Raw genomic sequence first — 10,901 nt, 5'->3', positions numbered from 1 at the left:
AATTTGCCTGGCGGCGATAGCGCGGTGGTCCCACCTGACCCCATGCCGAACTCAGCAGTGAAACGCCGTAGCGCCGATGGTAGTGTGGGGTCTCCCCATGTGAGAGTAGGGAACTGCCAGGCATCAATTTATACAGGTGCGCTGATATGGCTCAGTTGGTAGAGCGCACCCTTGGTAAGGGTGAGGTCCCCAGTTCGACTCTGGGTATCAGCACCAGTGATTTGGGTTAATGTTCGGCTTAAAAAGAATTTACCTGGCGGCGATAGCGCGGTGGTCCCACCTGACCCCATGCCGAACTCAGCAGTGAAACGCCGTAGCGCCGATGGTAGTGTGGGGTCTCCCCATGTGAGAGTAGGGAACTGCCAGGTTTCAATTAAAATAAAAGGCCATCCTTACAGGATGGCCTTTTATTTATTCCGATTTCAGATTGTTAGATCTTCTCTTCTATCCGAATAAAAGTTTCTGCTTACCTTCTTATTAATTCACCTAATAATAACGCATTTTTTGTTACCATTTTATTTATCCATTCTTCAATTAAGGATAATTAAAGGCGCTGGGTTGCGCTGTTGCATTAATAAATTATTACAATCAGGAACTTTTTGCCTCTGGGTTTAAGTACTGCTTTACTATAGTGGGCATCGTTTTATGCTCGGAAAAACAGGAGAATAAAATAGGATGACTGATCTAACGGAAAATGCGAAAGATACGCGCCAGCGTATCCGGGCTATAGTTGGCGCTTCATCGGGTAATTTGGTTGAGTGGTTTGATTTTTATGTTTATTCCTTTTGCTCAATCTATTTTGCCCATATCTTTTTCCCTTCGGGAAATACCACCACTCAATTACTACAAACCGCAGGGGTTTTTGCAGCAGGCTTTTTAATGAGACCGATAGGCGGTTGGCTTTTCGGTTACATTGCTGACAAGCATGGTCGTAAAAATTCAATGCTAATTTCGGTTTGCATGATGTGTTTTGGATCTCTGGTTATTGCATGCTTACCAGGATATGAAAGCATTGGTACTTGGGCACCCTTTTTACTGTTATTAGCCCGTTTATTTCAGGGGCTTTCTGTTGGTGGAGAATACGGTACCAGTGCAACGTATATGAGTGAAGTTGCCGTCGAGGGCAGAAAGGGATTCTATGCCTCTTTCCAATATGTCACGTTGATTGGTGGTCAGTTGCTTGCGCTGTTGGTCGTCGTGATATTACAGCAGATTCTGAGTGATGAAGATTTGCGGGCGTGGGGATGGCGTATTCCTTTTGCTCTCGGCGCTGTGCTGGCGATTGTGGCGCTTTATTTGCGTCGTTCGCTGAATGAAACATCTGATAAAACAACGCGTGGACACAAAGATGCCGGCTCTCTTACTGGCTTGTGGAAACATCGCCGCGCTTTTATTACCGTGCTGGGTTTCACGGCAGGGGGGTCTTTAGCTTTTTATACGTTCACTACTTACATGCAAAAATATTTGGTGAATACGGCAGGAATGCACGCGAAAACCGCTAGCGGACTAATGACCCTCGCACTGTTTATCTTTATGTTACTGCAACCTTTCTTTGGTGCGATGTCGGATAAGATTGGCCGCCGTAGTTCAATGCTCTGTTTCGGCGGACTCGCAGCATTACTGACGGTTCCTATTTTAACGGTTCTACAGAGTGTAACGAGCCCTGTTCTTGCTTTCTCTTTAGTGATGCTTTCTCTGATTATTGTCAGCTTCTACACATCTATCAGCGGTATTTTAAAGGCAGAAATGTTTCCGCCCGAAGTCCGTGCGTTAGGCGTGGGCTTATCTTATGCGGTTGCTAATGCGTTGTTCGGTGGATCTGCTGAATATGTTGCGCTTTCGCTGAAATCTTTTGGTATGGAAACAGCTTTTTTCTGATACGTATCAGCGATGGGAGCGATTGCGTTTATTGTGTCATTAACGCTGCATCGCAGAGGCAAGGGAATGAAGCTTTAGCTTTCCGACCGCTGCCATAACTCCTAGCCGGTAGTTGCACCGGCCAGGTTCCCAAATGACAATAAAAAACCTCGGCTTCCGAGGTTTTTTTAAAGCAGATCACGGGTTTTAGAGAATACGACTGATGAGCCGATCGATACGAATACGGCGCAAACGTCGTATGAGCTTGCGGACTTTCACGGGATATTGCGCGATGCTCTCCAGCTCCCTGTAGCTTTTTACTACGTGGGTGTGGGTTCTGATCGTATCCAGTTCATCCAGACGTTGCTGCAATAAAACCTGCTGAGGATCGTGAATCAGGATTGCGTTTTCCAGATCCAAACGCCATGCGCGTGGGTTAAGGTTATTTCCCGTCAGCAGTTGCCACTTATCATCCACCCACATACCTTTTAGGTGGAAACTGTTATCGCCATCTTTCCATAGCCTTACAACAAGCTGCTGGTTCTCAATGTAGCGCTCCAGGCGACTGAGGAAACGGCGCAGGTTGATCTCGTAGAGATACGGTAATGCGCCGATGATCTTGAAGGGCTGATCTTCTGGAATATAGAAATCGTTCGCGGTCTTATCACCGATAATAATTTCTACTTTTTTGCCGTCTCGTAACAGTCGGATGATATTTCTGACCAGCAGTGCGGGCAGATTGAAATAGGGAGTACAGATGACCACATGTTCATCAGCACAATACATCAGGTGATGTATGGTCTTATTTAGTGGGCTTTGTTTTCCTAACCCAACCAGCGGCGTGACGGTTAATTCATTGGGGTCTGCGCTGTGTGCCGGTGCCTGATAACTGGCGGTACGCAACGTTTGACGGAATTGCTTGATATCATTTTTGATTTCCAGACTCTTTGGACGATCGGTATGATCCAACCGTTGCACTGCCGGAGCAGACAGCATGGTCTGGATATACTGCACCATCGTATCGGCCAATACCGGGTTATGAATCAGCTGATAGCGGTCATAACGGTATTTCTGGTGCTGATGCAGATAAACATCATTCAGGCTGGCCCCGCTGTAGATGACCGTGTCATCGACAACGAATCCTTTCAGGTGCAGCACGCCCAATGCTTCACGTGTGTTGACGGGAATACCATAGATAGGGAAATGCGTGTCTGGGTGCTTTTTCGCCATATCGCAATACCAGTCGGCATTGGTATTTTCTGCGGCTGCACCGATCCTACCACGCTGGGCACGATGCCAGTCTACCAGAATGCGAACATCCAGTTCTGGGCACTGCCGTTTGGTTTCATAAATTGCGGATAGAATTCCCATGCCACCATCATCACGCTCAAGATATAAGGCCACGATATAGATGCGCTTCTTAGCATGTAGAATGGCGTTAGTTAGCGTCGTGCGGAAAAGCTCCGGCGAATGCAACGTCTGAACATCATCTGCGTTCTGAGGAATTCTGGGCAGTTGTGCAAGGTGCTGTTGGTATTTATTGCGTTTAAAATTTGACAGCATCACAGTGCGTTTCTTCTCTCATCAGTTTATACCCCATACGTAAAGCTGCACTAGGGTATATGACCTTCTGGTCATTATCAAAAGTTAAGGAGTAGCCGAATAGGCGATAGTACCATTACTTTCCAGCCGTTGTGAGCCTGTTTTGCCGTCGGCTGTCATCACCATTGCTGTTGCAAGAGCCATGTCACATCCTGCGATCAGTCTTTCAGCAGCAATTCCAGCGTCACAATCCCCTCTTCTAATTGGACATCGAGGTGAAAACCGAGCTTTTTGGACAGTTGAATCATGCCTTGGTTATGCGGCATGGTGATGCCAGTCAAGCGGGAGAGACCATGCGTCCGAGCGTAATCAATCAGCTTTTCCAACAGTCGTCTGCCAAGGCCCAGCCCTTTTAGATCGGATCGCACCAGCACGGCAAATTCCGCATCGGTATTATCAGGATCGGAAATTGCGCGCGTCACGCCAATAATTTCCGTTTCTTTACCACGCTGGCGCACGGCAACGAATGCCATCTCACGATCGTAGTCAATTTGTGTCATATTGGCTAAGTCTTCGTGAGTAAATTCATTAATTTCGCTGAAATAACGGTAATACAGATCTTCTTTCGTCACTCTTGCGATGAACGAACTGAGCAGCGGTTCATCTTCCGGTAAAATCGGCCGGAACAGGCAGGTATCGCTATTTTTGAGGATAACCGTTTCTTCCAGCTCATGTGGATAAGGGCGGATTGCCAGCCTTGACTGCGGATCGCCACTGAACGGCGTCAGATGCAGCGTGACATCGAGCAATGTAAATGTATCTCCGGACGCAAGTAGAGGATGTATGTCTAGCCGGGAAATTTCAGGGCAGTCGAGAATCAGGTTGGAAACCTGAACCAGCAAGCGGCTGAGCGCGGGAATATCCAGCGGATGCAGTGCGCTGTATTCTCGAATCTTACCGCCTTTCACTGCTTGCAGTACTAAATAGCGAGCGAGTGTCATATTCAGCGGAGGCAGTGCGACAGCAGCCTGCTTTTCTCGCCACTCAACGCCGCCTTCTCCCAGCATAATCAGCGGACCGAAAACGGGATCCTGTTCAACGGCAATCCTGAGCTCCTGCGCACCTGCACGATTTGCCATGCTCTGTACTAACAGGCCGTAAATGCGTGCCTGCGGATAGGTGCGTTTCACCCGGTCAAGAATCGCATCTGCCGCCTGCTGGACTTCTCTGGCGGTTTGCAGATATAGCATGACCCCTTGAACTTCCGATTTATGCGGGATATCTGGCGATCTCAGCTTAATCGCGACCGGATAGCCAATTTGCTCAGCGATGTGAACGGCTTCGGCACTGTCGCCAGCAATCCAGGTGGGTAACGTATTCAAACCATAGGCTTGCAAAATCGGCTGGACTTCATGCGTGTCGAGCTGAGTCACGCCATCTGATAGCGCCTGATGGATCAGCGCATGTGCCTGGCTGGCATTGATGCCTAAATTCAGAGGGAGTGCCGGCGTTTCCTTGAGCTGTTTTTGATTACGTCGATATTCGACGATATGCATAAATGCTGTCACCACGCCTTCCGGCGTGCGATAGGTCGGAATGCCTGCGTCGTTAAACAAGCGCCGCGCTTCCTGAGAGGAAAACTCACCGCACCAGTTGGTCAGCAGCGCAATTCTTTTCCCACGCGGATGTTGCTGAAAGAGTGTAATCAACTGCGCGGCACAATCAGTACTAGGGGCGGCAGCGCTGGGCGCATGAATAATTAAGAGTGCATCGATTTCATCGCTATCGAGCAACACAGAGACTGCCGCCAGATAGCGGGCCGCGGTCGCGTCATCACGTAGATCGAGTGGATTACCGATAGCGACGGTTTGCGGCAGCACTTCCTGTAGCGCTTGTCGGGTCGTATCGCTGATCTGTGCGAGCTTGCCTTGTCGGCTGAGGAGCTGATCCAGCGCCTGTGCGGCGGGCGATGCGCCATTGCTCACCAGCATCAAGCGTTCACCACGCAGCGGCCGTAGGTGGCTTAAGGTTTCCACTGCGGAAAAAAGCTCATGTGTGTCCCGCACCCGCAGTAAGCCTGCGCGTTGAATGGCTGCGTCGTAGGCGGCATCCAGACCGTGGCGATGGTCATTCAGCAACTGCTGTGCCTGCTGGCTACGCCCGCTTTTTATCACCAGTATCGGTTTATTTCGGGAGGCGCTACGGGAAGCGGAAAGGAAACGGCGCGCATCGCTGATGTGTTCCAGATGCAGCAAAATCGCACTGGTTTTGCCATCGCGAGCCAAGAAATCTAACAGATCGTCGACATCGATATCCAGGCTGTCGCCCAAAGCGATAAAATAGGAAAAGCCGATGCCACGCTGCTGTGCCCAGTCCAGTATGGTGTTGGAAACGGCGGCTGACTGAGAAATAAATGCCAGTTTTCCTTTCATAATCGGAACGGGGGAGAAGCTGGCATTCAGGCCTTGCCAGGGCGCGAGCAGCCCGAGGCTGTTGGGGCCAAGCAGACGCATATGGTAGCGCATAGCGCAGGCTTTTAATTCGCTGAACTGGGTCGGCGGTGCGGAGAGGATGATGACGGTTTTGCAGCCTTTCTGTCCCAGTTCCTCTAACAGTGTTAGATTACGGCTGGAATTGGTACAGATCACGGCAAGGTCGGGCGTCATGGGCAGGCTGGCGACAGTGGGGTAGGCCAGCACGCCGCAAACGGCACGATATTTTGGCGTGACAGGTAGCACGGGGCCGCTGAAATGGCCGTCCAACAGGTTTTTCATCATCAGAAAACCGGCTCGTCCCGGTTTTTCTGACGCGCCGAGAACGGCGATAGACTTAGGGCGTAACAGTGCTTCCAATCCGCGCTGGCTCATGCGTCACTCCTTCACATCAATCCCCTTTGATACTAAACGCTTTCTACGGGTTGTGCTGTGACGATGGGTAAACTTTCCTGCAAACTATGGTGTGGTTTCCCCGCCAGATAGTGTCGGCGGAAACGATCAAAATGCTGTGATAGCGCGTCGGCCGCGACAATATCCCCCGCCTGTGCGAGCAGGGCGATGGCAATCTCGGCGGTGCAGTGCTGTCCTGCGCTGCTTGCTTCACGTAGTTGATAGCGAGACAGCGTCTCTACATTCAGCGACAGGATCGGCAGATTGTCCAGATAAGGGCTTTTACGGAACATTTTACGCGCTTCCGGCCAGGTGCCATCGAGCAAGACAAACAGCGCGGGCTTTTCTGATGCGGGAAGCCGTTGAAACACCTGACGCCCTTCTTCAGCGGCATCGGCAAGGAAGACGAGATACGGCTGAAAATCTGGGTCTTGAAGAGTCGCAAGCAACTGGGGATCGGGCTCGGTGCGTGACCAGCGAAATGCCTGTGTGTCGGGTAGAATATCAGCGATGAGGCGTCCGGTATTACTGGGTTTTAACGGCTCGGTATCAAACATCACCAGACAGACGCGGCTGCGGGATTGCTGTGGCTCAATGGTGTGACACAGGCAGTTGGTTGCGGGTAATAAACACTGCTGGCAGCGTACTACGCGGCAGCCGCGTGCGCGAAATGGTTTGGTTGACTGCTCAAGACGTTGTTGGCGCAGGCGGAGTACGGCATTGTTTCCGATGAAAGCATGGTTTGCCGTGGATGGGCGGTTGATCATGAAATTAGTGACGCCATGAGATTCTGCAACGAACCCGCTTCTTTTCATTTTTGTGAAGCCAGTTCAGAAAGACAACATTCTAATCGACAGACGGGGTGACCAAAAGAGGCGGGGCAATAATGCCCCACATTTCTACCGTGTTTCTCTACAGCGATTCATCCAGCCAGCTTTCAAATTGTGCTTTTGGTAGTGCCCCGTTGAGGATGTCGACCATCTGGCCCTGTTTGAAGATCATTAACGTTGGAATACTGCGGATACGGAAACGGGCGCTGAGTGACGGCTCGGCTTCGGTATTGACTTTAATAAAGCGGATTTTCCCGCTGCGCTCCTGTGCGACGTTTTCAAATACTGGGGCGAAGTTGACGCAGGGACCGCACCAGGGAGCCCAGAAATCGATCACGATGGGAAGATCGTCCTGTAACAGTTTATCGAGCGTCGCTTCCGTGGCATTGGTAACGTCACCGCTGAATAAGGTTTCTCCGCAGCGGCCACATTTTGCATGGTCATCAACACGCTCTTCTGGCAGGCGATTGGTTGTTTGGCAAGATCCACATACCGTATTCATAACAGAGCCTCAGATAAAAGGGCTAAAATAGAGGTATCGCTGATAAAATGCGCGCAATGCGGCATTGGAAGGTCAACGACACGGTGCTAAAGCGTGAATAAATTATGGTGGGGAGACATTATGGCAACAACGTGGTTTGCTCAATAGCTACAATAGCTTCTGACTGTTAGCGCTCTTTTACCACAAGCGTGTGGCTAAGCGGGTGTACATAAGGTAATCTTCGCGCCCAGCGCGTAGGTGGAGAAAACAATGAGCGATTCATTCAATAGTAAAAGCGGCAAAGTCCGTGTGATGTACGTCCGCAGTGATGATGAGGGCGAGAAAGACAATAAAAACAAGCGTCCTGCTGATAAAGATCGTCGTGGCGATCGACGTGATGGTGGTGGCTCTCGCGATCAGCGTGAGAAACCAAAGCATCCGCGTGATGTTAACCCGCGTTATGCGCGTGAAAATCCGTCCCGCGAGGGTGATAGCAGTGCGAAAACGCCGTGGGGCAATAAAGATCGTAACGAACGCAGCAGCGACAAGCCTCGTCGCCCGCGTGGTGAAGACGCTGGTGGTTATGAATCACCGTGGAAAACCGTGTCTCGCGGGCCAAGCGAGAGCGATACGCCGGATCACGGCGGTATTACTGGCAAGAGCCAGATCGATCCTGAGCAACTGCGTCGCCAGCGTCAGGAAGAAACACGAGTCTACGGCGAGAACGCCTGTCAGGCGCTGTTTAAAAACCGCTCAGAGGTGATTGTTCGTGCCTGGTTCCTGCAAGAAGTGACGCCGCGTTTCCGCGATGCACTGCGCTGGATGGCGGCAAACCGCAAGGCCTACCACGTTGTGGAAGAAGATGAGCTGATTAAGGCTTCCGGCACCGAACACCACGGCGGTGTTTGTTTCCTGATTAAAAAGCGTCAGGGACTGGATGTGCGTGAATACCTGAAAACGGCTGATGAGAATGACTGTGTATTGGCGCTGGAAGATGTGGGTAATCCGCACAATCTCGGCGGCATTATGCGTAGCTGTGCACATTTCGGCGTGAAAGGTGTCTTGGTTCAGGATGCGGCGCTGCTGGAGTCCGGTGCTGCGGTACGCACGGCAGAAGGCGGCGCGGAACACGTTAAAGCGATTAACGCTGACGATTTCCTGTCTGTGCTGGCGGAGTTCCGTAACGCAGGCTATACCATCGTGACCACCTCCAGCCATAAAGGTACGGCATTGTCGCAAGCGACGCTTCCGGCGAAAACCGTGATCGTGCTGGGCCAGGAGGGCGATGGTCTGTCTGATAGCGCCTGGCAACAGGGTGATGTAAAAGTCTCTATCGGCGGTACCGGTAAAGTTGAAAGTCTGAATATTTCGGTCGCAACGGGCATTTTGCTGTCCGAGTGGTGGCGACAGAATCAAGCCTGATATCACGTGTCAATTCTCAGGGGGGCCCCCCTCTGAGAAGGCACACCATGGATGAGAGAACGATTGATGAAGCAGAAAGTTATCGCGGTATCGTTACTGTTGGGCGCGTTGCTGGCAAGCGGTTGCAACTCGCTTTCGCGCTCATCTACCGCTGTTGACGTTTCACCCGTTGCAGATGCGTGCCAGAAAGGTGATAAGCAGGTACAGACCACGCTGTATTTTGGTTTGAATCGTCCTGCTGGCCCGGTGATTTCTGACGCCGAGTGGAAAGCATTTCTGGACGGTGAGGTGACGCCACGCTTTAAAGAAGGGTTGACGGTGTTTGATGCCAAAGGACAGTGGCTGGGGAACAATGGACTGGTTGCCCGAGAGAACAGCAAGGCGCTGATGTTGATTCATGGCGCTGATAAAGAGCGCGATATCGAAGCGCTGCGTACCATCTACAAATCACGTTTCGCGCAGGAATCCGTCATGCGGATTGATGCCCCTGTCTGTGTCGCTTTCTGATTATCTGTTATGTCCTCGTCCCGCTATTGTTGCAAACGGTAAACCTCGGTTACAGCAATCTTGCACAACAAGACAAATTTGCTGATGATTACAAGGTAGTCAAGGAAAGCAAGAGTGATATCGGCACACACAGAGGATAAGTGGATGACAATACTGAAGAGCGAATGGCCAGCGGTTAAAACAAAAAAACCTGCTGCTGACGAGTTATTGACCGTAGCTAAACAGTTAGCGGCTTGTTTGTCGGTTGATGCACCTGAACGTGATCGTCAAGGCGGTACGCCTACGCAACAAATAGCGATGTTAAAGCACAGTGGGTTGCTTAAAACGATGATCCCGACAGCATGGGGCGGCTATGGGCACTCGTGGTCAACGGTGTTGGGGATCACCCGTGAATTCGCGAAGGTGGATGGTTCCATAGCACACCTATTTGGTTACCACAGTCTGGTGATGAACTTGCCGCATCTGGGGGGGAACACCGAACTCAATGAACAATTGCAACGATCTACGGCGGAAAATGACTGGATCTGGGGGAATGCTGTCAGTTCATTATCCCCGACGTTAATGGGGGAAACGCAGGATGGCGGGTATGTGCTCAATGGGTTTCGTCCCTTTTCCAGCGGCTCACACGTTGCCGATAGGCTGTATATTGGTTGGGACGATCGTGAAAGCGGGAAACGGCATTATGCGGTAATCCCAGCCGATCGCTCGGGTGTTGAGATTGTGGGGGACTGGGACGGCTTTGGGCAGACGCAAACGGGTAGCGGTTCCGTGCGTTTTCACGATGTGCTTATTTTTCCTGAAGAACGGGTAGAGATGAGCACGACAAAAGATCTGGCGATGGCGACGCTGCTACCGCAAATGAGCCAAAGCGTACTATCCAGTGTATTTATTGGATCGGCATTGGGCGCACTTGAAGCGGCACGTCACTATACCATGACGCAGAGTCGCCCGTGGGTTGATTCTGGTTTTGAGGCTCATTATCAGGATCCGTGGGTGCAGCGTGTTTACGGCGAACTGTGGACGCAAACGGAAGCAGCCTCCCTGCTGGTGGAAAAGGCAGATCGCGCACTAGATGACCTTTGGCGTCAGGGAGAAGTACTGAGTTTTACCCGCCGCGGTGAACAGGCCAGAGTTATTGCATCCGCCAACGTTTTTGCTGGAAAGGTCGCTCTGGAGGCAACGTCTGCCATATTTGAAGTGATGGGAGCCCGTTCGGCTACGCGGAGTCACGGCTTCGATCGCTTCTGGCGTAATGTTCGTGTCCATACGCTACATAACCCTACAGAATACAAGGTAAGAAATGTCGGGCTATGGTTTCTGACCGGCCATTATCCCGAACCTCGCCTTTACGTTTGAGTGCCGTATGTGGGAGCCTGA

7 protein-coding genes, 1 tRNA gene, 2 rRNA genes and 1 pseudogene are annotated in these 10,901 nt (G+C 51.2%); 7 read left to right on the top strand and 4 right to left on the bottom strand.

Features of this window, described 5'->3' with window-relative positions:
- Positions 1 to 6: 6 nt before the first annotated feature.
- From rrf (KP22_RS19950) to KP22_RS19935, 4 genes and pseudogenes are all read left to right on the top strand, one after another.
- Positions 7 to 122: ribosomal RNA gene (gene rrf / locus KP22_RS19950) — 5S ribosomal RNA — on the top strand.
- An 18-nt stretch (positions 123 to 140) separates the two neighbouring features.
- A tRNA-Thr gene (locus KP22_RS19945) sits at positions 141 to 216 on the top strand.
- A gap of 36 nt (positions 217 to 252) precedes the next feature.
- Positions 253 to 368 (top strand): 5S ribosomal RNA (rrf, locus tag KP22_RS19940).
- A gap of 307 nt (positions 369 to 675) precedes the next feature.
- Positions 676 to 1,956, top strand: a pseudogene (locus tag KP22_RS19935) (MFS family transporter).
- Between the two features lie 108 nt (positions 1,957 to 2,064).
- Here the strand turns inward: KP22_RS19935 and pssA are convergent.
- The 4 genes from pssA to trxC all read right to left on the bottom strand — a co-directional run bounded on the left by pssA (position 2,065) and on the right by trxC (position 7,616).
- Positions 2,065 to 3,420: a CDP-diacylglycerol--serine O-phosphatidyltransferase gene (gene pssA / locus KP22_RS19930; protein WP_039325991.1), complete on the bottom strand. Its 1,356-nt coding sequence runs from the start codon at positions 3,418 to 3,420 to the stop codon at positions 2,065 to 2,067.
- A gap of 197 nt (positions 3,421 to 3,617) precedes the next feature.
- Positions 3,618 to 6,266 carry a bifunctional acetate--CoA ligase family protein/GNAT family N-acetyltransferase gene (locus KP22_RS19925; RefSeq protein WP_039308470.1) on the bottom strand — a complete coding sequence of 883 codons (2,649 nt, stop codon included), beginning with the start codon at positions 6,264 to 6,266 and terminating at the stop codon, positions 3,618 to 3,620.
- 32 nt (positions 6,267 to 6,298) lie between these two features.
- Positions 6,299 to 7,015: a tRNA-uridine aminocarboxypropyltransferase gene (locus tag KP22_RS19920; protein WP_039325993.1), complete on the bottom strand. Its 717-nt coding sequence runs from the start codon at positions 7,013 to 7,015 to the stop codon at positions 6,299 to 6,301.
- 181 nt (positions 7,016 to 7,196) lie between these two features.
- Positions 7,197 to 7,616, bottom strand: a complete 420-nt coding sequence (gene trxC, locus KP22_RS19915) for a thioredoxin TrxC (RefSeq protein ID WP_039325989.1) — start codon at positions 7,614 to 7,616, stop codon at positions 7,197 to 7,199.
- A 249-nt stretch (positions 7,617 to 7,865) separates the two neighbouring features.
- Between trxC and KP22_RS19910 the strand changes: the two genes are divergently transcribed.
- The 3 genes from KP22_RS19910 (at position 7,866) to KP22_RS19900 (ending at position 10,880) form a co-directional block, all read left to right on the top strand.
- The gene (locus KP22_RS19910) at positions 7,866 to 9,017 is read left to right on the top strand and encodes a tRNA/rRNA methyltransferase (RefSeq protein WP_039325987.1); all 1,152 of its coding nucleotides are present in this window, start codon (positions 7,866 to 7,868) and stop codon (positions 9,015 to 9,017) included.
- A gap of 66 nt (positions 9,018 to 9,083) precedes the next feature.
- Positions 9,084 to 9,524, top strand: a complete 441-nt coding sequence (locus KP22_RS19905; protein ID WP_039325985.1) for a DUF3574 domain-containing protein — start codon at positions 9,084 to 9,086, stop codon at positions 9,522 to 9,524.
- 144 nt (positions 9,525 to 9,668) lie between these two features.
- Positions 9,669 to 10,880, top strand: coding sequence for an acyl-CoA dehydrogenase family protein (locus tag KP22_RS19900; RefSeq protein ID WP_039308458.1), 1,212 nt, complete (start codon positions 9,669 to 9,671; stop codon positions 10,878 to 10,880).
- The last annotated feature ends 21 nt before the right edge of the window (positions 10,881 to 10,901 follow it).

This window comes from Pectobacterium betavasculorum, from assembly GCF_000749845.1.
In the GTDB taxonomy this organism is placed as follows: Bacteria; Pseudomonadota; Gammaproteobacteria; order Enterobacterales; family Enterobacteriaceae; genus Pectobacterium; species Pectobacterium betavasculorum.
The sequence above is the reverse complement of the archived record's forward strand: the minus strand, read 5'-3'. Positions and strand labels throughout refer to the sequence as shown.